The following is a 20,336-nucleotide window of genomic DNA, read 5'->3' on the forward strand; positions in this document are numbered from 1 at the left end:
TCTACGGCCCCCGGGCCACCGGGCGACCCGCCCGCCCCGAGCCCGGGCGGCCCCTGCCGCTCACCCGCCCCGCAGCGCGGTGCGCGCGGCCTCCAGCGTCGTCGTCCGGTACGCGGCCCCGAACAGGCACACGTGCACCAGCAGTGGATGCAGCTGGTGCAGCGCCACCCGCGAGCGCCATCCGTCCGCCAGCGGCGCCACCTCGTTGTAGGCGTCCCGCACGCGGTCCAGGAACGGCAGGCCGAACAGCGCGAGCATCGCCAGGTCGGCCTCCCGGTGCCCGCCGTGCGCGGCCGGGTCCACCAGCACGGCGTCCCGGGCCCGCCAGATCACGTTGCCGTTCCACAGGTCGCCGTGCACGCGCGACGGGGGTTCGGACGCCCCGGCCAGGTCGGGCACCGCGTCGACCACCCGCTCGACGATCCGGCCGTCGGAGGGGGTGAGCGCGCCCTGGTCGACGGCCTGGCGCAGGTAGGGACGGAGCCGCTGTTCGGCGTAGAAGCGCGCCCAGTCCCGCGAGGGCGTGTGGTCCATGGGCAGCGGACCGATGTAGCCGGGCCAGTCCGCGCCGAAGTGGTCGGCGCCGGTCAGGTGCATCCCGGCGAGCTGGCGGCCCAGCCGTTCGGCGGCGGGCGCCGACGGTTCGCGTTCCCCGACCCACGGCAGGACCAGGATGCGCTCGTCCCAGGCCACGACGTCGATCGCGGGGGACCCGCGGCCGAGCCAGTCGAGCCCGCGCGCCTCGGCGGTGAGCACCCCGCTCGCCGGGGCGCCCCGGGGCAGCGACTTGACGAACAGGCGCGTGCCGTCGGTCAACTCGGCGTAGGAGATCTCCCAGTCGTGGCTGGTCCCGGCCCGGGCGGCGCGGCGGACGCCCTCTCCGAGCAGCGCGGTGAGGCGCTCGGCCATGGTTCCGGTGACGGGGTCCCGACGGCGGCCCTGGCGGGTCCCGTCGTCGTCACCGCCGACCGGACACACGGTCGGGTCTCCGTCCACCGGCGCTACCCACGCAGCCGCACGACGAGTTCGCCGGTCAGCCCCTTGGCGGCGGCCTCCACCATGTTGAGGACGGCCGTGAAGCCGTCGTCCCCGCCGTAGTAGGGGTCCGGCACCTCGGGGTTGGGCCCCGCGCCCGGTGCGAACGACCGGAACAGCCGCAGGCGGTCGGCGGAGAAGCCGAACTCCGCGCCGTGCCCGTCCACGACGGCGCGCAGGTCGGCGAGGTTGTCGAGGTCCAGGGCCAGGACCAGGTCCCGCTCGGCGAGCAGGGAGGCCTCGAACTGCCTGGCCGTGTGGTCGGTGAGGTACCCGTGGACGCGCAGGGTGGAGGCGGCGCGCGGGTCCATGCCGCCGCCGACGTGCCAGTCGCCCGTGCCGAAACTGTCCACCGCCACGAGGTCGCCCAGCCCCGCCCGTTCCAGGTCGGCGGCCAGGACCTTCTCGGCCATGGGTGAGCGGCAGATGTTGCCCAGGCACACGAGGCTGACGCGGTACGGCCCGGCGGGGTCACGCGGTTCCGGCAAGCTCATGCCCCCTACGGTAGCCAAAAACCGCGCAGCTCACGCGCTCCACCTGCCGGGAGAGACCGAACGGGTACACGGGCCGACCGCACGGGCGGACGCCGCCCGCGGGCTCCGCCCGAGGACGGCCCGTGCGGGGGCGGGCCGGTCAGCCCTTGGGCAGGCGCACCACGGTGACGAAGAAGTCGTCGATCTGCCGGACCACCTTGATGAACTGCTCGAAGTCCACCGGTTTGGGCACGTAGGCGTTGGCGTGCAGGCGGTAGCTGCGCAGCACGTCCTCCTCGGCCTCGGAGGTCGTCAGCACCACGATCGGGATGTGGGCGAGCTCGTCGTCCGCCTTGACCTCCTCCAGGACCTCCCGGCCGTCCTTACGCGGCAGGTTGAGGTCGAGCAGGATCAGGTGCGGACGGGGAGCCTCGGTGTACTCGCCCTCGCGGCGCAGGAACCGCAGGGCCTCCACACCGTCCGAGACCACGTGCAGGCGGTTGCCCAGCTTGTGTTCCTCGAACGCCTCCTTGGTCATGAGGACGTCTCCGGGGTCGTCCTCGACCAGCAGCACCTCGATGGGATGCACCAACATGACCTCGCTCAAGCTTCCAGACCCCTGGTATCAGGGCCCCGCCCCGTCACCGGGGGGAACCGTACCGCCTTCGGTGACGGACCGGGAGGAGGGCACCGTGTCGGGCCGTTCGTCCGGTTCGGCGCCGTCCCCTCCGAGAGCGTCGGCATCCGTCGACCGCGTCGCGGTCTCCGGCGTCGTGTCCGCGTGCGCGGTGGCGTCCGCGGAGTCCTCCGCCCCCTCGTCCCCGATATCGCCGCCGACGTCCGCCACGGTTTCCGTGTCGGCCGTCACGTCCTCTTCGGGGTCCGCGGGCAGTGACCAGCATATGCGCGTTCCGGCCCGGACGGCGTCCTCCGAACCGTCGTCGGTGTCCAGCCAGATCCGGCCGCCGTGGAACTCCACGATCTTCTTGCACATCGCCAGGCCGATGCCCGTTCCCGTGTACTTGTCGCGAGTATGCAACCGCTGGAAGATCACGAAGATGCGCTCGGCGTACTGCGGTTCGATCCCGATCCCGTTGTCCGCGCAGCAGAACACCCACTCGTCACCGCGGCGCTCGACGCTGATGTGGACCCGCGGGTCCTCCTCGGCGCGGAACTTCACGGCGTTGCCCACCAGGTTGAAGAACACCTGGGTGAGCAGGGTGCGGTCGCCCTGGACGGTGGGCATGGGGTCGTTCGCGACCTCGGCGCCCGCCTCCTCCAGGCGGGTCGACAGGCTGCTCAGCGCGTCGCCGAGCGCCACGTCCAGGTCGACGGACGCGAAGTCCTTGGTCCGGCCGACGCGGGAGAAGGCGAGGAGGTCGTTGATGAGGGTCTGCATGCGCTTGGCCCCCTCGACCGCGAAGTCGATGTAGGAGTCGGCGCGCTCGTCCAGCTGCCCGTGGTAGCGGCGTTGCAGCAGCTGGCAGAAGCTCGCCACCTTGCGCAGCGGCTCCTGGAGGTCGTGGGAGGCGACGTAGGCGAACTGCTCCAGCTCCAGGTTCGAGCGGCGCAGCTCCTCGGTCTGGTGCTCCAACAGGGTGGACTGCTCCTGGAGCGTGCGGCGCGCGTTGGCCACCTCGTCCAGGTCGTGCACGATCCGCTCGCGCATGGCGTCCACGTCCTGGCCGAGCCGCACGATCTCCGGCGGGCCCTGGAGGGTGATGCGGTGGGCGTAGTAGCCCTCCGACACCTGGCGCATGTGCCCGGCCAGGTCCTCCAGGGGGCGCAGGACCCACTGCTGGAGCATGACCCACAGGAACACCGACAGGAACACCACGACCAGGCCGACCAGGACGAGCAGCGCGACGACCTGCTGCGTCGCCAGGGTCAGCCCCGTGCGGGCCTGCTCGATCTCGCTCTGGAGCTGCTGGTTGGTGGCGTCGCTGACCCGGTTGAGCTCCAGGAACAGCACGCGGCCGCGCTGGAGGTCCTCCTGGGAGGGGTTCTCGCCGTTGCTCACCTGTTCCAGGACGGGCTCGGCGAACTCGTCCGTCCAGACCTCCCCGGCGATGAGCAGGTCCTCGACGTTGGAGGCGACCTCCGGGTTGTTCTGGGCCAGCCGTTCGAGGTCGGCGCGGTTGTCCAGCAGGGTCACGTTGCCCTCGACGTAGGGCTCCAGGAACTCCCGGTCCTGCGTGAGGATGTATCCGCGCAGGGCGTGGTCCTGGCTGAGATAGGCCGCGCGCGTCTGCTCGACGGCGTTCACCGCCGGGGTGAGGGAGTCCACCTGCAACGTGAGCGAGTCGCGCGCGTTGAGCGCGGCCAGGGTGATCACCGACACCGCGGTCACGAGCACGACCGCGACGACGGTCAACAGGCTGGTGACGCGGCGGCGCAGGCTCCAGGGCGCCCGCGGACCGGCGAGTCCGCGCGGTACGCCGTCCGTGAACAGGATCCCGCCGACCGGGCTGCCCGCGGTCCGGCGGGGTTCGGCCTCCTCGGACTGCGTGACCGCCTCCTCCGCACGGCTCACGTGGCGTCCCCGTTCGCGCCGTGCGCGATGAGCAGCATCGCCACGTCGTCCTGGAGCGGGCCGCCGTTGCTGCGCTCGGCCTCGTCCACCACGTGTTCGGGCAGGCGCCCCAGGGAGACGCCCTGGTCCAGGACGCCGCTGACCATGCGGCGCAGCCCGGCGACCTCCAGCCGCGCGGGCGGGCCGCCGTCGTAGGCGTCGACGAGACCGTCGGTGTAGAAGAGCATGCTCGCGCCCACCGGCAGGACGACCTCGTCCGCGTCGGCGTCCTCGACGGGGAACACGCCCAGCGGCGGCTGCGGGGACGCCTGGGCCTCCACGACCGCTCCGTCCTGGATGACCAGGGGCGGCGGGTGGCCGAGGACGCGGACGCGCACGCGGTCGGTTCCGGTGTCCAGGCTGGCCATGCACAGCGTGGCGTACATCTCCTCCTGGGCCCGCTCGCTGACCAGGATCTCCTCGAGGTTGGGCAGCACGCGGTCCTCGGCGACCCCCGCCATGACGAGGGTCCGCCAGGCGATGCGCAGGCTCACACCGAGCGCGGCCTCGTCGGGGCCGTGGCCGCTGACGTCGCCGATGATGACGTGCGTGGTGCCGTTCTTCTCCACGGCGTCGTAGAAGTCGCCGCCGACCACCGCGCGCTTGCGGCCGGGGCGGTAGTAGGCGCGGTGGCTCAGCGGTGAGCTCTGGAGGAGGACCTGGGGCAGGAGGCCGCGTTCGAGGCGCGTGTTCTCGCGTGCGCGCATGCGGGCCTCGTGCAACTGGCGGGCGTTGTCGTCGGCACGGCGGCGCTCCAGCGAGTAGCGCAGGCTCCGGCCGAGGAGCGAGCCGTCGACCTGGCCCTTGACGAGGTAGTCCTGGGCTCCGGCGGCGACCGCGGCCACGCCCTCGTGTTCGTCGTCGAGGCCGGTGAGGACGACGACGGCCGCCGAGGGCGCGCTCTGGAGCACCTCGCGCAGGAGGTCCAGGCCCTGCGCGTCGGGGAGGTTGAGGTCGAGGAGGACGCACCCGCGGAAGCCCTCCAGGGCCGCACGGGCGTCCGCGAGCGTGGGCACCCACGTGATGCGGGTCGTCAGAGGGGTGTCGGCGAGCAGTTCCTCGGCGAGGAGGGCGTCGCCCGGGTCGTCTTCGACAAGCAGGACGTCGACCGATTCGACGGCGGCGTCCACGCGGTGGGGCGCGGCGACGTCGTCACCGAGGACGGCGCCGTCATGCGCGGCGGCGCCGTGTGTGGTGACGGCACCGGCCGTCTCGTCGCCGATCACCGTCACGGGATCGTGCCCTGTTCTCCTGGTATCCACTCATCGCCTTTGGTCTGCTGGGCCGTGGAGCGCTGCCGCGCCGCGTGCCCCGAGGATGGACACCTCGGGTCTTCCCGGCGGTTCGGACCCGCACGACACCCAAACGATAAACGCCATGGCGACCTGTTGACCAGCGCGCGTGACGAGACACATCCAACGCGGGGGGCGGCGGCGGGCGTTCCTCCGCCGCACGTGGGAGCCGCCCCGACCGCCCGGTGGTGCACGTGCAGGGCCGCTGCGACCGCTTTCCGCACGCGCAGCCGCTCATGCATGGGCACGCGCGGAATGTGATGTTCGGCTCGGTTCCCGGGTGTGTCGGCAATTTTTGCGACAATGTGTCATATAGATCTTGACACCGGATCCCGTGTTGATGACATCATGTCATGAAATACCCGAAGTGGAAGGCGGACAGCTCGGATGAGCGCGACGGCCCAGGCCCCCACACCCCAGCACGCCGAGGTCCCGTTCTCCGAACGACTCAGAGCGGCCACGTGGGGCGACCACGAGGCGGCGGAGCACCACGGCTTCACCCAGGCGCTCCTGGAGGGCGCCCTCCCCCTCGACGGCTACACGGCGATGGTCGCCCAGCACTACTTCGCCTACGTCGCCCTGGAGAACCTGGGCCGGGCCCTGATCGACGACCCCGTGGCGGGCCGCTTCCACCGGCCCGAGCTCCTGCGCGTGCCCGCGCTCGTCCGCGACCTGGAGCACCTCCTGGGGCCCGGCTTCCGGGACCGCATCTCCCCCAGCCCTGCCACGCGCACCTACGTGGCGCGCATCGAGCAGATGGCCGACCACCCCGAGGGGTTCGTCGCCCACCACTACACGCGCTACATGGGCGACGTGTCCGGCGGCCAGTTCATCCGCCAGGTCGCTGCCAGGACCTACGGCCTCACGCACGAGGGCCTGTCCTTCTACGTCTTCGACGAGCTCGGCAGCCTGCCGCGGTTCCGCTCCGACTACCGCGCACGGCTCGACTCCCTGGACCTGACCCAGGCCGCCGCCGACCGGCTCGTCCGCGAGACCCGTCTCGCCTACCAGCTCAACACCGAGGTCCTCGCCGACCTCGGACGCCACCACACCCCCGGCGTCCAGGGCGGCTGACCGGGCCGGCCCCCGCTCCGCCCGCCCGCGGCGGGGCGGGGATCCGCCCCGACACCGCCGACCGTGTCACTCCGTGTCCCAGCTCGGTGACCCGGGGCCACGGGCCGGTGCCGCCCGGTCGGTCGGCGTGCCACCATAGGAGGATGCCCAAGATCACGGCACCGACCATCGCCGCGCACCGTGCCCGCACGCGGGAGCGCATCATGGCGGCCGTCGACGAGCTGATCCGGTCACAGGGGATCGACCGCGTCTCCATGACCCACGTGGCCAACGCCGCGGGCATCACCCGCACGGCCCTGTACAACTACTTCCCCGACAAGGCGACGCTGCTGCTGGCCTTCACCGAGGAGGTCAGCAGCGCGTTCGTCGACCAGTACAGGCGAGAACTCCCCTCGGGCGTGTCCGCCGCGCGCAGGGTCTCCGCGTTCGTCCGTCTCCAGCTCGAAGGCATCGTCGCCCATCCGCACCCGCCCGCCGCCGAACTCGGGGCCAGCCTCGGCCCCGACGCCTACCAGGCGCTCGCCGCGCACGTCGCGCCCATGCAACGCCTGCTCACCGAGATCCTGGAGGAGGGTACGGCCGCGGGCGAGTTCGACCCGCTGCCCGCCGAGGCGACCGCGCGGCTCACCCTGTCCATGGTGGGCTCCCAGCGCATCCCGCTCGTGAGCGGGGAGATCGACCTCGACGAGACCCACGCGCTGGTGACGCGGTTCGTCCTCCGCGCTCTGGGCGTGGCGGCCGAAACCGTGGACACCATCCTGCCGAAATCCACCCGGACCGTGACCCACGGTGCGAGTGTGCGAACGGGGTGAGATAAGGGCGGGCCCGTAACCCGCGCGGTGGGCCCGTCCGGGGCCGACGGAGTCGCGGTGTGTCGGCGGCGTCGGTGAGAATCGGGCTGCCCGCCCCTCCCGGGCAGCCGACCACCCGACCGAGTCGTGAGGCCCTCCCCGACGTGTCCCTCGTCCTGATCCTGCTCGGCGCCGCGCTGGTGTCGCTCGCCCTGTTCAACAAGGTGCCCCGCTACGTTCCGGCGGGCCGCCTCCCCACCAGGCGTCGTGGCGCCGCGGCGCGCTCCGGAGCCGCCGCCTCGCGCGGCGGCGCGTCCGCGCGCCCGAGAGCGGCCGCCGCCGCGGCCGGCACGCGCGCACGCGTCGAGCTGACCTCCGCGCGGCTCACCGAGCAGGGGCGCGCCCTGTGCACGGCGGTCGGCGGGAGCGCGCTGATCGTGGCCTTCTTCCTCACGCTCTCCGGCCTCTGAGGCCGCCGGACTCGCCCGCCATGCGCACCAGCAGACCGCCGACCGCCGTGGCCGCCGCCGCGCCCGTCACCGCGGCGACCGCGGCCATCCGCGCGCGCAGGCGGGTGTCGCGGTGGGCGGCCAGCTCCGCCTCGGCACGCGATCGGTCGTCGAACGCGCCGCCGCACAGGTCGGGGTCCAGCTCCGCCTTTCGCCAGCACGACGGCCAGGGGCGGAGCGGCCCGAGGCCCCCGGGCCCCCCTCCCGTGCGCGGCTTCCACCGCACGGAGGAGGCCGCGACCCGGGCCCCGGAGACGGGGAGGATCCTCGGCTCGGGGCCGTCGTAGCGGAGTTCGCCGGGGGCGTTGGCCAGCAGTTCGGCGAGGAGCTTGGCGCAGGCCCGGGCGTCGCCGAGCGCGGTGTGCTGCCCGGTGGGCCAGTCCCCGCTCAGGGCGTGGGAGGCCCGGGCGAGGGAGTAGCGGCGCAGGTCGAGCTGGGAGCGCAGGGCGCGCAGCGTGCACAGGCCGGACTGCCCCGGGGGCAGGCCGGCGGGGACCAGCTCGGAGGCCAGGAAGCGCTGTTCGAAGTCCAGGTTGTGGCTGACCACCACCGCGCCGGAGACGAGTTCGGTCAGTGCGGGCACCAGCTGGGCGGAGGTGGGTGCGCCCACGGTGTCGCTGTCGCCGATGCCGTGGAACTCGCGTCCGCGGACCTCGGTACGCGGGTCCACCAGGGTGTTGAACTCCTCGACCACCGTGCCGTCGCCGCGCAGCCGCACCACGGCGACCTCGACGACGCGGGCGCCCGTGCCCGGATCCAGCCCGGTCGTCTCCGTGTCGAGCACCGCGTACTCCAGGTCCGCCGCCCGCGGGCCGACCCGCCTCCGGGTCAGCGAGCCCAACCGCAGCGTTCCCATCGCCTGCTCCACTCCCTCGTCACCGCCGGCCCGCCGGTGTCCGGCCCGGTCCGTACTCGAACCGACCTTACTCCCCGTGCGCGACACCGGACCGCCGCGCGCGTGAGCGGTGCCCGGGTGGCGGATCCCACCCCGGCACCGGAAGAAAGGTGCATTATGTAACGTTCTTAGTCGTGTCCATAGAAAAATGGACACTCCCCGCGCACCCGAACCTCAACGGCGAGGAGAGCCCGCATGCCCGACACCCCGCAGCCGACGCTGAGCCCGCACCCGGAATACGTGCCCCTCGCCGAGGTCACCCGTTCCGGCATGCGGGAGAGCGTCCACTACGGCGCGGTGGTCGCCCTGTCCCCCACCGGGCGGATCGCCCTCGCGCGCGGACCCGTCCACCAGCCCATGTTCCCCCGCTCGGCCGCCAAGCCCTTCCAGGCCCTGGCCATGCTGCGCGCGGGCGCCCCGCTGGAGGGCAGCTCCCTCGCCATCGCCGCGGGCAGCCACGGCGGAGAGGACATCCACGCCGCCGAGGCCGAGCGCATCCTCGCCAAGGCCGGGCTCACCCCCGACGCCCTGCGGTGCCCCGCGGACATCCCCGGCGGGCGGGCGGCACGCCGTGCGTTCCTGCGCGCGGGCCGCGCACCCGAGCGCCTCCTCATGAACTGCTCCGGCAAGCACGCGGGCATGCTCTCCGCCTGCGTCCAGCGGGGCTGGAGCACCGGCGACTACCTCGACCCCGAGCACCCCCTCCAGGTCCTGGTCCGCGAGACCATCGAGGAGCTGACCGGCGAACGCGTCGCCCACACCGCCGTCGACGGATGCGGAGCGCCCCAGCTCGCCGTCTCCCTGGTCGGACTCGCCCGGGGACTGTGGCGCATGCGCACCGCCCCCGAGGGCAGTCCCGAGCGCGCCGTCACCGACGCGATGAGCGCCCACCCGGAGTACGTGTCGGGTAGCGACCGGATCGACACCGAGCTCATGACCCGGGTTCCGGGAATGGTGGCCAAGATCGGTGCGGACGGAGTGCACCTCATCGGCGCGCCCACCGGTGAGACCGTCGCGGTCAAGATCAGCGACGGCGACGCCGAGGAGCGGGCGCGTACCCTGGTCGCACTCGACGCCCTGCGCACCATCGGTGTGGACGTCTCCCCCGTCCAGGACCGCCTGCGCGTCGAGATCCACGGCGGCGGCGCGCCCGTCGGGGAAGTCCGCGCGCTGTAGTTCGGGCCCCTGACCCAGGTGGACACGACCTGACCCGACACCGGAAGGGCACCACAGTGCCGGACACCCTCAGCGACATCGTCATCGCCGGCGCCGGAATGGCGGGGCTGCAGGCGGCGGAGTCCCTGCGCGAGCAGGGCTTCGACGGGCGGATCACGCTGCTCGGCGAGGAACCGTACCGCCCCTACTCGCGGCCCCCGCTGTCCAAGGAGGTCCTCACCGGGGCGGGGATGGACCCGTCGAACGGCGCCCCCGGCTGGCTCGTGGGGCACCGCGCCCTGCGGCTGCGCGACGACGCCGCGGTGGACGCCCTGGATCTGGACTTCCGTCCGAACACCCGCGCCGTCGGGCTCGACACCCGGGCGCGCGAGGTCGGTGTGTCGGGTCCCGCGGGCCCGGGGACCGTGCGCTACGACGGCCTCGTCATCGCCAGCGGCGCCCGGGCGCGACGGCCGGGCACGGCGCTCGCGGGCGTCCACGTGCTGCGCACCCTGGACGACGCCGAGGCCGTGCGCGCCGCTTTCGACTCCGCTGGCCGCCTCGTGGTCGTGGGGGCGGGCTTCGTCGGCGCCGAGGTGGCGGCCAGCGCCCGTGCCGTGGGCATGGACGTGACGCTGGTGGAGGCGGCGGCCACGCCGCTGACGCGGGTGATCGACCCCAGGATCGGGCGGATCCTCACCGAACTGCACCGGGAGAACGGTGTCGACGTGCGCCTCGGGGCGGGCGTGACCGGGTTCGAGGGCGCCGACCGGGTGGAGCGTGTCCGGCTGGCCGACGGGTCCGCGATCGAGGCGTCCCTGGTGGTGGCCGGACTGGGCGTGCGCCTGAACACCGAGTGGCTGCGCGGCTCCGGCGTGGAACTGCTCCCCGACGGCGCGGTGGCCTGCGACGCGTTCTCGGCGACGTCCGTGCCCGACGTCTACGCCGTCGGCGACCTGGCGAACTGGCCGCACCCGCGCTACGGCGGACGGATCCGGCTGGAGCACTGGACGAACGCCAGCCAGCAGGGGGAGGCGGCGGCCCGCAACCTCCTCGCGGGCTCGGGGCGGGCCCCCTTCACCCCGGTGCCCTATTTCTGGTCGGACCAATACAAGATGAAGATCCAGCTCCTGGGGCAGGGCGCACCCGCCGATGAGGTCGCGTTCGTGCACGGGTCCCCGGAGGACCGGAAGTTCGTGGCCTTCCTGGGGCGCGGCGGGATGCTCACCGGGGTGCTGGGGTTGCGGTCAACGCCGCGGACCATGCGGTACCGGGGTCTGCTGGAGGAGCCCACGACATGGGACGAGGCGCTGACCGCCGCGGGAGCTACCCCTTCAGGGTGATGGCCTGCTTGGGGCACAGGCGCGCGGCCTCGCGCACCTTCTCGTGCAGGTCGGCCGACGGCTCCTCGGTCAGGACGTAGAGGAAGTCGTCGTCGCGGACCTCGAAGACCTCGGGGGCCGCTCCCATGCACAGGGCGTTGCTCTCGCACTGGTCGAAGTCGACCTCGACTCGCATGGCTGTCCCTTCGTCGCGCGGATCACGGGTGTCTCGACTCTAGTGCGCCGTGCCGTGGGTCCGCGGGCTCGTCCGGGTTCCGGGAGGCGTGCGTCCCGGAACCCGGACGGCCGCTACCGCGCGAAGCGGTCGGTGGCCTCGATGAGCCGGTCGAGGATGCCGGGCTCGTTGAACGCGTGCCCGGCGTCGTCGACGACGTGGAACTCCGCCTCCGGCCACGCCCTGTGCAGGTCGTAGGCGGTGTGGACGGGCGTGCAGACGTCGTAGCGCCCCTGCACGATCACGCCCGGGATGTCGCGGATCTTCACGGCCCCGTCGATGAGCTGGTTCGGGGTCAGGAAGCCGCGGTTGGTGAAGTAGTGGTTCTCGATCCGCGCGAACGCCAGCGCGTAGTCCTCGTCGGCGTGCTGGGAGCGGATCTCGTCGTTGGGCAGCAGCGTCACCGTCGACCCCTCCCACACGCTCCACGCGCGGGCGGCCGCCAGGCGCACGGCGCGGTCCGGATCGCCCAGCCGCCGGGCGTAGGCGGCGATGAGGTCGTCGCGCTCCTCGACCGGGATCGGCGCGAGGTAGGACTCCCACAGGTCCGGGAAGAGCATCGACGCGCCCTGCTGGTAGAACCAGCGCAGCTCCTCGTCGCGCAGGGTGAAGATGCCGCGCAGGATCAGTTCGCTGACCCGCTCCGGGTGGCGCTGCGCGTAGGCCAGCGCCAGGCAGCTGCCCCAGGACCCGCCGAACACCTGCCACCGCGGCACACCGATCATCTCGCGCAGCCGCTCGATGTCCTCGACCAGCGTCCACGTCGTGTTCGTGGACAGGTCGGAGTCCATCCGGCTGGCGTGCGGCGTCGACCGGCCGCAGTTGCGCTGGTCGAAGAGCAGGACGCGGTACCGCTCGGGGTCGAAGAGCCGGCGGTGGGTCGGGGTGCAGCCGCCACCGGGCCCACCGTGCAGGAACACCGCGGGCTTGCCCGCGGGGTTGCCGCACAGCTCCCAGTAGACACGGTGTCCGTCGCCGACGTCGAGCATCCCGGAGTCGTACGGCTCGATGTGCGGGTACAGGGTGCGCAAGGCGGATGGCCTTTCCAGTCACGAACCGCCGGGCGGTCACCCGGCGGCGGGAACGGACGCGCGGCGCGGGACGATCGCCCCGGTCACAGGCGTCCGAGGAGCTCGGCCTTCTTGGCACTGAACTCCTCATCGGTGAGCAGCCCCTCCGCGTGGAGTCTGCCCAGCTCACGAATGGTGGCGAAGATCGTCTCCGCGTCCTGCTCGGCCGACGCGGCCGAACCCGCGCCGGGCAGCGCCGCCACCGGCGCGTCCCGTTCGTCGGCCGAGGCGCGATGGGCGTTGATCGTCGCCGCCATGAGCAGGGTCTCCTCACTGCCCTTGGCGCCGTGGGAGGCGAGGGTGGAGAAGTCGTGTTCGAGGTCGGTGGCCTCCGAGACGCTCACGCCGCGCAGATCGATCCGCAGCAGGCCCTCGGTCAGGTCGACCGGCGGGAACCACCGGGCCTCGGCGATCTCGGTGAGGCGGAACTCCCGCGCCTTCGCCTTCTCCTTGGCCGAACTGGCCATCAGACCGTCCCACTGGAGCCGGACGCGGGTGCCGTCGAAGGTGGCCGTGCCCTCGGCGGTGCGGGCCTGGAAGGGAGGGCGGACGACCAGCGACCGGGCCACCTCGCGCGGGTCGACGGCGCCGTCGGCGGTCTCCCGGGCCAGGCCGGCCGCGGAGGAGAGCCTGTCCGCGACGTACTCGGCGACGAGCTCCTTGTCGTGCGGGCCGGTGAGCAGCAGCGGGGTCGTCCCGCCCCGGCCCGGCACACCCAGCCCCGCGTACGGGTCCGCGCCCTCGACCAGCCACAGCCGCACCCGCCACCCGCGCTTGCGGTCGCCGCGGTCGAACTCGACCTCGCGCACCGCCGCCAGCGGAACCGCGCACTCGCCCAGATGCTTGAGCAGGGTGGGAACCTTGCGCCCCGAGTCGAACCTGATCCGTACCGCCTCTTCGTCGATTCGCCAGGTTCCGTGGTGTCCGCGCAGTTCCTCCATGCGCCCCATAGTAGGGCTCGCGGACCGGAGGCGTCGCCCGCACGCATCCCGGGTAGGACCTGCTGCGCACACCCGTATCCACCGCCCCGCGCGGGCCAAGCACGCGGACGGTCCGGCCCGGCCGCCGTCCCCGACCCGGAGGTCGCCGAGGATGTCGAAAGAGAGGGCCGCGGAGGGCGCGGCGGAGTTCCGTGCCGCGCGCGACCTGCTGCTCCGGCTCCGTGAGGACCAGCCCAGAGCGCACCGGGAGTTCACCTGGCCCCGGCCCGAGCGGTTCAACTGGGCGTTGGACCACTTCGACGCGTTGGCGGAGTCCGTCCCCGACCGGACGGCGCTGTGGATCGTGGAGGAGGACGGGAGCGAGGCCAAGTACACCTACCGCCACCTGTCCGAGCGCTCCAACCAGGTGGCCAACTGGCTGATCGGCCAGGGCGTGCACGCCGGCGACCGGATCATGCTCATGCTCGGCAACCAGGTCGAGCTGTGGGAGACCACCCTCGCGGCGATCAAGCTCGGCGCCGTGGTCAGCCCCGCCTCGCCCATGCTGACCGAGAGCGACCTGGTCGACCGGCTGGACCGGGGGGAGGTCGCGCACGTGGTGTGCGCCCCCACCGAGACGGAGAAGTTCGCGAGCCTGCGCGGCCACTGGACGCGGATCTGCGTCGGGTACATGGACGGCTGGCTCAGCTACCCCGACTCCGAGCACGCGGCCCTGGACTTCGCTCCCCCGCACGTGCCCGCCGCCGACGACCCGCTCCTGCTCTACTTCACCTCCGGCACGACCTCCCGGCCCAAGCTCGTCTCCCACTCCCAGCGCTCCTACCCGGTCGGCCACCTGTCGACGATGTACTGGCTGGGCGTCCAACCGGCCGACATCCACCTGAACATCTCCTCCCCCGGATGGGGCAAGCACGCCTACAGCAGCGTGTTCGCCCCGTGGAACGCGGAGGCGACCGTCCTGGTGGTCAACCAGGCCAGGTTCGACGCCGAACACCTGCTGGACCAGGTCGTGCGCTGCGGGGTGACGACCATGTGCGCGCCGCCCACGGTGTGGCGGATGCTCATCCAGACCGACCTGCGCTCCTGGCGCGTGTCGCTGCGCGAGGCGGTGGCCGCGGGAGAGCCGCTCAACCCGGAGGTGGTGGACCGGGTACGCGACGCCTGGGGGATCACCGTCCGCGACGGCTTCGGCCAGACCGAGACCACCATGCTCGTCGGCAACGCGCCCGGCCAGACCGTCGTGCCGGGGTCGATGGGCCGCCCCCTGCCCGGGTACGACATCGTGCTCGCCGACCCGACCACGGACGAGCCCGCCGACACCGGGGAGATCTGCGTGGACCTGTCCGGGGACCCGGTGGGGGTGATGACGGGGTACGCCGACGGCACGGACCTGACCCGCGAGGTGACCCGGCGCGGGCTCTACCACACCGGCGACATCGCCACCCGCGATGCACGCGACCACATCACCTATATCGGCCGGATCGACGACGTGTTCAAGGCGTCAGATTACCGCATCTCACCATTTGAACTCGAAAGCGTGCTCGTCGAGCACGAATTCGTCGCGGAGGCGGCGGTGGTCCCCTCACCCGATCCACTGCGGCTGTCGGTCGCCAAGGCCTACGTGGCCCTGGCCGAGGGCGTACCGCCGGACGCGGACACCGCCCTCGCCATCCTCGCCTACGCCCGCGAGCGCCTCTCGCCCTACAAGAGGGTGCGCCGCCTGGAGTTCACCGAGCTTCCGAAGACCGTCTCGGGTAAGATCCGACGTGTACAACTGCGCCGGGCCGAGGCCGAACGCGGCACGGTCACCGAGGGCGAACGCAACCCGCGCGAGTTCTGGGAAGAGGACCTTCCGGGGCTGAAGGACTGATCTCCGACGCCCCGAAGCGGTAGAGGCCCTGAAATTGTCGTTCCACATGTTGAGACGATTCTTTCGGCATCCCGCCCGTTGTGGTGTTTCCCATCCCGTGACCCATGCCCGAACCCCGCGCGACCGCGTCCGACCAGCCCGGACCGCGCTACTGTCAGTCGCGGCGACAGCCAGCACCGACCGAGGGACCGAGGGAATCACGATGCCGAGCACCAACGACACACGGGTGGCGAGTTACCAGCCGCTCATCGCCCCTCAGGACCTGCTCAGGGAACTTCCCCTGGGCCATGACCGCAACGTCCTGGTGGAACAGTCGCGCGCCGAGGTCAAGCGCGTGCTCGACGGGGACGACGACCGCCTGCTCGTCGTCGTCGGCCCCTGCTCGGTCCACGACCCCGAGTCGGCCATGGACTACGCGCGGCGCCTGCTCGGCCTCGTCCCGTCCCTGCGCGACGACCTGTGCGTCGTCATGCGCGTGTACTTCGAGAAGCCGCGCACCACCGTGGGGTGGAAGGGTCTGATCAACGACCCCCACCTGAACGACACCTACGACGTCCACCACGGCCTGCGCATCGCCCGCCAACTGCTGCTGGACATCAACTCCCTCGGGCTGCCCGCGGGAACCGAGTTCCTCGACCCGATCACGCCCCAGTACATCGCCGACGCCGTGACCTGGGGCGCCATCGGCGCCCGCACCACGGAGAGCCAGGTCCACCGCCAGCTGAGCAGCGGCCTGAGCACCCCGGTCGGCTTCAAGAACGGCACCGACGGCGACGTCCAGGTCGCCGTGGACGCCGTCGGCGCGGCCGCCGCCTCGCACACCTTCTTCGGCGTCGACCCGGCCGGCGCCGGATCCGTCGTGGTCACCGACGGGAACCCCGACTGCCACGTCATCCTGCGCGGTGGCCGGGTCGGCCCGAACTTCGACGCCGAGTCGGTGAACACCGCGCTGGACGTCATCGGCAAGGCGGGGCTGCCGCGCCGTCTGATGATCGACGCCAGCCACGCCAACAGCGGCAAGGACCACACCCGCCAGCCCGGCGTCGCGTCCGCCATCGCCGAGCAGATCGCCGAGGGCCAGGCGGGCATCATCGGCGTCATGCTGGAGAGCTTCATCGTGGAGGGCGCCCAGAAGCTCGGCGACCCGGCCGCGCTCACGTACGGCCAGTCGATCACCGACAAGTGCATGGGCTGGGAGACCACCGAGCACGTGCTGGCCCAGCTGGCCGAGTCCGTGCGCACGCGACGCAAGAGCGCCGTCTGAGCCCGGTCCGACGACGACCGCACCCGGTCACCGCGACGACTCCACGTGGGACCCGGCAAAGAGCCGGGCCCCACGCCGCGTTCGCCGAGCGGTGACGCCCGCGCTCGGCCAGCGCCTCCCCGGCTCCGACCCGGCGGACTCCGACGGCGGCCGCCCGCCCGCCGCCAGGTTCAGCGAGCGGCCTCCGGCGGCAGCACACCCAGCTCGACCAGCAACTCCCGACCGAGCCGCTCACGCAACTCCAACTGCGACTCGTCCTCGATGTACACCCGCAGGGCGAAGGTGTGCACGTCCTCCCCGTGCTCGACCCAGCCGACCCACCAGCCCGGCGAGGGGTCCACGGTTCCGCCCCACCCGGTCTTGGCGAACAGGGCGTGGTCCCCGATCCGGTCGACCCGTGCGATCTCGCGCACGGCTCGCAGATGCCGGTCCTCCACCGGCAGCTCCGCGCGGGCGAGGCTCGCCAGGAACGCGGTCTGCTCCATCGGGGAGACCTCCAGCGGCCCCTCCAGCCAGAACCGGTCCACCCGCTCCTCGCCGCCGATCGCGCGGTTGCCGTAGTCGAACCGGTCCACCCACGCCGCCATCCGGTCGTGGCCGACCCGGCGCGCGATCTCCTGGTACACCGGCACGTTGGACGCGGGCAGCGCCTCGCGCATGCTCATGTCCCGCTCCCACCCCGGGACGGGCTGGGGCCCACCGCGGTGGGGCACCACCTCGTCGACGTCGGCGACCGCACCCGTCTGGAGCGCGATCACCGAGTTGACCAGCTTGAACGTGGAAGCCGGGACGGTGCGCCGACGGGCCTCCTCGGGGGCGACGACGGTCGCCGTGCGCCCACCGGTGTCGAAGAGGACGAAGGTTCCCTCCACACCCGCCTCCTCGAAGACCGCCTCCAGGTCCTCGCGTTCCTCCGAGGGGACGTCACCGCCGACCCGGTCGACGAGGCGCGCGTCGCCCCGGACGTTGCCGACCACCTCCGGCGCGGTGCCCGTGCACGCGGCCCCGACGAGCACGGCCAGCACCGCGGCCACGAGGGCCCACGCCGCCGTCCCGCGGCCCGGCGCCGCCGATCGTCTCCCCCGCCTGTCACCGGTGACCACTCGTGCCCCCTCCGCACGTCGCCCCGTCCGTCGCATCCACGCTAACGGTTCGTCACCGTCCGTACGGCGTTTTCCACAGGCGCGCCGGGTGGGAGCCCGACCACCCTTGGGAGCCGCCGACGGCCGCTGCTAGTCTGATCGTGTTGCTGACCCCGTACGGGAGAGCGCCCGCGTAGCCAATGCGGGCCGCCGAAGGAGCAATCCCTCCCCGATGACAACCTCTCAGGCACACTGGACCGTACGGGCGAGACCACTCTGGAAAGCAGGGACCGCCGTCCCTCGCCGAAGGTGCAAACCACGCCGAGCGCGCGGTGAAGCTCTCAGGCACAGATGACAGAGGGGGAGGATGGCAACGCCACGCACGAAGACGCCCATCCTCTCGGGAGTGCCCATGTCAGAGCCCGCGTCCGCGCCACGCGCGACAGCGCTGCGCGAGATCCACGAACAGTCCGGGGCCACACTGGTCGACTTCGCCGGGTGGCTCATGCCCCTGCGCTACGGCAGTGAGACCGCCGAGCACACGGCGGTCCGCGAGGCCGCCGGGCTCTTCGACCTCTCCCACATGGGTGAGATCCGCCTGTCCGGGCCGCAGTCGGCCGAGGCCCTCGACCACGCCCTGGTCGGTCACCTGTCCCGGGTGAGGGTCGGCCGCGCCCGCTACACCATGATCACCGCCGCCGACGGCGGCGTCCTGGACGACCTCGTCGTCTACCGGCTCGGCGAGGGGGAGTACCTCGTCGTGGCCAACGCGGCGAACGTGTCCGTGGTCGCCGACGCCCTCGCCGAACGGTCCCGGGGCTTCGACACCGAGGTTGCCGACGAGTCCGCCGAGTACGCGCTCATCGCCCTCCAGGGCCCGCGCGCGGTGGAGATCCTGGCTCCGCTGACCGACGCCAAGCTCGACGAGATCCGCTACTACGCGGGCTACGAGCACACCGTGGCCGGGGAGCCCGTGCTGCTCGCCCGGACCGGGTACACCGGCGAGGACGGCTTCGAGATCTTCGTCCGCCCCGCCGAGCGCGCCCCGCACGTGTGGAAGACCCTCATGGAGGCGGGCGCCGAGCACGGCCTGGTACCCGCCGGACTGTCCGCGCGCGACACCCTGCGCATGGAGGCGGGGATGCCGCTGTACGGGCAGGAGCTCACCGCCGACCTCACCCCCTTCGACGCCGGGCTCGGCCGCGTGGTCAAGCTCGACAAACCGGGTGACTTCGTCGGCCGCGCCGCCCTGGAGGAGGCCGCGCGCACCGCGCGCGAACGCCGCCTGATCGGCCTCGTCGGCCGCGGTCGCCGCCCGCTGCGCAAGGGCCAGAACGTCCTGCGCGACGGCGCCGTCGTCGGCACCCTCACCAGCGGCGCGCCCTCGCCCACCCTGGGCCGCCCCATCGCCATGGCCTACGTGGACGGCGACCTCGACACCGCGACCGGCGCGTTCACCGTGGACGTGCGCGGGCGCGGCGAGGACGTCGACGTGGTCGAGCTGCCGTTCTACCAGCGGCAGTCGTGACAGCGGGCCCCACACCCCGGGGCCCACGCGCCCCCACGGCGGGATCCCCGATCCGGGGACCGGCACGGACGGGGCGTGACCAGGCGTAGGTCGGGCCGGGGCGCCGTACCGGCGCACGGCAGGATGCACGAATATCTCCAAGGAGAGTCGAAGTGAGCGTTCCCACGGAGCTGGGTTACACCGATAAACACGAGTGGGTCCGGATCGAGGACGGCGTCGCGACCGTCGGGATCACGGCGTACGCCGTCGAATCGCTGGGCGACATCGTGTTCGTCGAGCCTCCCGCGGTCGGCACCGAGGTGACCGCCGGGGAGACGTGCGGCGAGGTGGAGTCCACCAAGGCCGTCAGTGACGTCTACTCGCCGGTGAGCGGTGAGGTCGTCGAGGTCAACGGCGCGCTGGAGGACGAGCCGGAGTCGGTCAGCTCCGACCCCTACGACGCGTGGCTGTTCCGGGTGCGGGTCTCCGGGGAACCCTCCGACCTGCTCTCCGCCGAGGAGTACAAGGCTCTGACCAAGGAAGAGGAGTAGCCGACCGATGGCGACCGACAAGACCCTGCTCAACCAGAGCCTCAGTGAACTCGACCCGGAGGTGGCGGCCGCGGTCGACGCCGAACTGGGGCGCCAGCGTGACACCCTGGAGATGATCGCCTCGGAGAACTTCGCTCCGCAGGCGGTCCTGGAGGCCCAGGGCACCGTGCTGACCAACAAGTACGCGGAGGGCTACCCCGGCCGCCGCTACTACGGCGGCTGCGAGCACGTCGACGTCGTCGAGCAGCTGGCCATCGACCGCGCCAAGGAGCTGTTCGGCGCCGAGCACGCCAACGTGCAGCCGCACTCGGGCGCCCAGGCCAACACCGCCGTGTACTTCGCCCTGCTCAAGCCCGGCGACACCATCCTGGGCCTGGACCTGGCCCACGGCGGCCACCTCACCCACGGCATGCGGATCAACTACTCCGGCAAGATCCTCGACGCCGTGGCCTACCACGTGCGCGACTCCGACGGCACCGTCGACTACGACGAGGTCGCGGCCCTGGCCAAGGAGCACCGTCCCAAGATGATCGTGGCGGGCTGGTCGGCCTACCCGCGCCAGCTGGACTTCGCGCGGTTCCGCCAGATCGCCGACGAGGCCGACGCGCTGCTCATGGTCGACATGGCGCACTTCGCGGGCCTGGTCGCCGCGGGCGAGCACCCCAACCCGGTGCCGCACGCGGACGTGGTCACCACCA

The 20,336-nt window shown here is 72.4% G+C and carries 20 protein-coding genes and 1 riboswitch; of the genes, 10 read left to right on the plus strand and 10 right to left on the minus strand.

Features of this window, described 5'->3' with window-relative positions; genetic code table 11:
• Positions 1 to 60 precede the first annotated feature (60 nt).
• From ACIBFB_RS05085 to ACIBFB_RS05105, 5 genes are all read right to left on the minus strand, one after another.
• Complete coding sequence (locus ACIBFB_RS05085) at positions 61 to 996, minus strand: fructosamine kinase family protein (protein ID WP_397226346.1); 936 nt, start codon at positions 994 to 996, stop codon at positions 61 to 63.
• A 5-nt stretch (positions 997 to 1,001) separates the two neighbouring features.
• Positions 1,002 to 1,529: a low molecular weight protein-tyrosine-phosphatase gene (locus ACIBFB_RS05090; protein WP_397226349.1), complete on the minus strand. Its 528-nt coding sequence runs from the start codon at positions 1,527 to 1,529 to the stop codon at positions 1,002 to 1,004.
• Positions 1,530 to 1,668: 139 nt separating this feature from the next.
• A complete protein-coding gene (locus ACIBFB_RS05095) occupies positions 1,669 to 2,103 on the minus strand; it encodes a response regulator (protein ID WP_075925808.1) in 435 nt (144 codons plus the stop codon).
• 30 nt (positions 2,104 to 2,133) lie between these two features.
• Positions 2,134 to 4,041 (minus strand): ATP-binding protein, encoded by a 1,908-nt coding sequence (locus ACIBFB_RS05100; protein WP_397226351.1) that lies wholly within the window; start codon positions 4,039 to 4,041, stop codon positions 2,134 to 2,136.
• The gene (locus ACIBFB_RS05105; RefSeq protein ID WP_397226354.1) at positions 4,038 to 5,312 is read right to left on the minus strand and encodes a PP2C family protein-serine/threonine phosphatase; all 1,275 of its coding nucleotides are present in this window, start codon (positions 5,310 to 5,312) and stop codon (positions 4,038 to 4,040) included. The genes ACIBFB_RS05100 and ACIBFB_RS05105 overlap by 4 nt, the downstream gene beginning before the upstream one ends.
• Positions 5,313 to 5,759: 447 nt before the next feature.
• Between ACIBFB_RS05105 and ACIBFB_RS05110 the strand changes: the two genes are divergently transcribed.
• The 3 genes from ACIBFB_RS05110 to ACIBFB_RS05120 all read left to right on the plus strand — a co-directional run bounded on the left by ACIBFB_RS05110 (position 5,760) and on the right by ACIBFB_RS05120 (position 7,707).
• Complete coding sequence (locus ACIBFB_RS05110; protein ID WP_397226356.1) at positions 5,760 to 6,446, plus strand: heme oxygenase (biliverdin-producing); 687 nt, start codon at positions 5,760 to 5,762, stop codon at positions 6,444 to 6,446.
• A gap of 143 nt (positions 6,447 to 6,589) precedes the next feature.
• Positions 6,590 to 7,258, plus strand: coding sequence for a TetR/AcrR family transcriptional regulator (locus ACIBFB_RS05115; protein ID WP_397226359.1), 669 nt, complete (start codon positions 6,590 to 6,592; stop codon positions 7,256 to 7,258).
• A gap of 143 nt (positions 7,259 to 7,401) precedes the next feature.
• Entirely contained in the window at positions 7,402 to 7,707 is a 306-nt protein-coding gene (locus tag ACIBFB_RS05120) for a hypothetical protein (RefSeq protein WP_397226361.1), read from the plus strand.
• Here the strand turns inward: ACIBFB_RS05120 and ACIBFB_RS05125 are convergent.
• Positions 7,688 to 8,602 (minus strand): PolC-type DNA polymerase III, encoded by a 915-nt coding sequence (locus tag ACIBFB_RS05125; protein WP_397226363.1) that lies wholly within the window; start codon positions 8,600 to 8,602, stop codon positions 7,688 to 7,690. The genes ACIBFB_RS05120 and ACIBFB_RS05125 overlap by 20 nt on opposite strands.
• 234 nt (positions 8,603 to 8,836) lie before the next feature.
• Here ACIBFB_RS05125 and ACIBFB_RS05130 point away from each other — a divergent pair, with 234 nt between their 5' ends.
• Both ACIBFB_RS05130 and ACIBFB_RS05135 read left to right on the plus strand, forming a co-directional pair.
• Entirely contained in the window at positions 8,837 to 9,817 is a 981-nt protein-coding gene (locus ACIBFB_RS05130; protein ID WP_397226365.1) for an asparaginase, read from the plus strand.
• Positions 9,818 to 9,873: 56 nt separating this feature from the next.
• Positions 9,874 to 11,139 carry an NAD(P)/FAD-dependent oxidoreductase gene (locus ACIBFB_RS05135; RefSeq protein ID WP_397226367.1) on the plus strand — a complete coding sequence of 422 codons (1,266 nt, stop codon included), beginning with the start codon at positions 9,874 to 9,876 and terminating at the stop codon, positions 11,137 to 11,139.
• Here ACIBFB_RS05135 and ACIBFB_RS05140 read toward each other — a convergent pair.
• The 3 genes from ACIBFB_RS05140 to ACIBFB_RS05150 all read right to left on the minus strand — a co-directional run bounded on the left by ACIBFB_RS05140 (position 11,123) and on the right by ACIBFB_RS05150 (position 13,364).
• Complete coding sequence (locus tag ACIBFB_RS05140) at positions 11,123 to 11,314, minus strand: ferredoxin (RefSeq protein WP_397226369.1); 192 nt, start codon at positions 11,312 to 11,314, stop codon at positions 11,123 to 11,125. The genes ACIBFB_RS05135 and ACIBFB_RS05140 overlap by 17 nt on opposite strands.
• Positions 11,315 to 11,427: 113 nt before the next feature.
• Complete coding sequence (gene pip / locus ACIBFB_RS05145) at positions 11,428 to 12,384, minus strand: prolyl aminopeptidase (RefSeq protein ID WP_397226371.1); 957 nt, start codon at positions 12,382 to 12,384, stop codon at positions 11,428 to 11,430.
• A gap of 83 nt (positions 12,385 to 12,467) precedes the next feature.
• Entirely contained in the window at positions 12,468 to 13,364 is an 897-nt protein-coding gene (locus tag ACIBFB_RS05150; protein WP_397226373.1) for a DUF4429 domain-containing protein, read from the minus strand.
• A gap of 151 nt (positions 13,365 to 13,515) precedes the next feature.
• On the opposite strand from ACIBFB_RS05150, the gene ACIBFB_RS05155 reads away from it, so the two are divergent.
• Both ACIBFB_RS05155 and ACIBFB_RS05160 read left to right on the plus strand, forming a co-directional pair.
• A complete protein-coding gene (locus ACIBFB_RS05155) occupies positions 13,516 to 15,234 on the plus strand; it encodes an AMP-binding protein (protein ID WP_397226375.1) in 1,719 nt (572 codons plus the stop codon).
• Positions 15,235 to 15,436: 202 nt separating this feature from the next.
• A complete protein-coding gene (locus ACIBFB_RS05160) occupies positions 15,437 to 16,498 on the plus strand; it encodes a 3-deoxy-7-phosphoheptulonate synthase (RefSeq protein WP_397226377.1) in 1,062 nt (353 codons plus the stop codon).
• A 170-nt stretch (positions 16,499 to 16,668) separates the two neighbouring features.
• Here the strand turns inward: ACIBFB_RS05160 and ACIBFB_RS05165 are convergent, their stop codons facing one another.
• Positions 16,669 to 17,601 (minus strand): penicillin-binding transpeptidase domain-containing protein, encoded by a 933-nt coding sequence (locus tag ACIBFB_RS05165; protein ID WP_397226379.1) that lies wholly within the window; start codon positions 17,599 to 17,601, stop codon positions 16,669 to 16,671.
• Positions 17,602 to 17,748: 147 nt separating this feature from the next.
• A riboswitch (glycine riboswitch) is annotated at positions 17,749 to 17,850 on the plus strand.
• A 142-nt stretch (positions 17,851 to 17,992) separates the two neighbouring features.
• Between ACIBFB_RS05165 and gcvT the strand changes: the two genes are divergently transcribed.
• The 3 genes from gcvT to ACIBFB_RS05180 form a co-directional block, all read left to right on the plus strand.
• Positions 17,993 to 19,108 carry a glycine cleavage system aminomethyltransferase GcvT gene (gene gcvT / locus ACIBFB_RS05170; protein ID WP_397226381.1) on the plus strand — a complete coding sequence of 372 codons (1,116 nt, stop codon included), beginning with the start codon at positions 17,993 to 17,995 and terminating at the stop codon, positions 19,106 to 19,108.
• A gap of 152 nt (positions 19,109 to 19,260) precedes the next feature.
• The gene (gcvH, locus tag ACIBFB_RS05175; protein ID WP_397226383.1) at positions 19,261 to 19,638 is read left to right on the plus strand and encodes a glycine cleavage system protein GcvH; all 378 of its coding nucleotides are present in this window, start codon (positions 19,261 to 19,263) and stop codon (positions 19,636 to 19,638) included.
• Positions 19,639 to 19,645: 7 nt separating this feature from the next.
• Positions 19,646 to 20,336, plus strand: a 691-nt coding sequence (locus tag ACIBFB_RS05180) for a serine hydroxymethyltransferase (RefSeq protein ID WP_397226386.1), incomplete at its 3' end; no start/stop codon positions are given.

The organism is Nocardiopsis sp. NPDC050513 (assembly GCF_044457925.1).
In the GTDB taxonomy this organism is placed as follows: domain Bacteria; phylum Actinomycetota; class Actinomycetes; order Streptosporangiales; family Streptosporangiaceae; genus Nocardiopsis.

What these genes read in the sequence shown, in the direction of transcription:
- ACIBFB_RS05090 (WP_397226349.1), bottom strand. Translation starts at nt 1,529, where the DNA reads ATGAGCTTGCCGGAACCGCGTGACCCCGCCGGGCCGTACCGCGTCAGC.
- ACIBFB_RS05095 (WP_075925808.1), bottom strand. Translation starts at nt 2,103, where the DNA reads ATGTTGGTGCATCCCATCGAGGTGCTGCTGGTCGAGGACGACCCCGGA.
- ACIBFB_RS05110 (WP_397226356.1), top strand. Translation starts at nt 5,760, where the DNA reads ATGAGCGCGACGGCCCAGGCCCCCACACCCCAGCACGCCGAGGTCCCG.
- ACIBFB_RS05115 (WP_397226359.1), top strand. Translation starts at nt 6,590, where the DNA reads ATGCCCAAGATCACGGCACCGACCATCGCCGCGCACCGTGCCCGCACG.
- ACIBFB_RS05125 (WP_397226363.1), bottom strand. Translation starts at nt 8,602, where the DNA reads ATGGGAACGCTGCGGTTGGGCTCGCTGACCCGGAGGCGGGTCGGCCCG.
- ACIBFB_RS05130 (WP_397226365.1), top strand. Translation starts at nt 8,837, where the DNA reads ATGCCCGACACCCCGCAGCCGACGCTGAGCCCGCACCCGGAATACGTG.
- ACIBFB_RS05140 (WP_397226369.1), bottom strand. Translation starts at nt 11,314, where the DNA reads ATGCGAGTCGAGGTCGACTTCGACCAGTGCGAGAGCAACGCCCTGTGC.
- ACIBFB_RS05150 (WP_397226373.1), bottom strand. Translation starts at nt 13,364, where the DNA reads ATGGAGGAACTGCGCGGACACCACGGAACCTGGCGAATCGACGAAGAG.
- ACIBFB_RS05155 (WP_397226375.1), top strand. Translation starts at nt 13,516, where the DNA reads ATGTCGAAAGAGAGGGCCGCGGAGGGCGCGGCGGAGTTCCGTGCCGCG.
- ACIBFB_RS05160 (WP_397226377.1), top strand. Translation starts at nt 15,437, where the DNA reads ATGCCGAGCACCAACGACACACGGGTGGCGAGTTACCAGCCGCTCATC.
- gcvT (WP_397226381.1), top strand. Translation starts at nt 17,993, where the DNA reads ATGTCAGAGCCCGCGTCCGCGCCACGCGCGACAGCGCTGCGCGAGATC.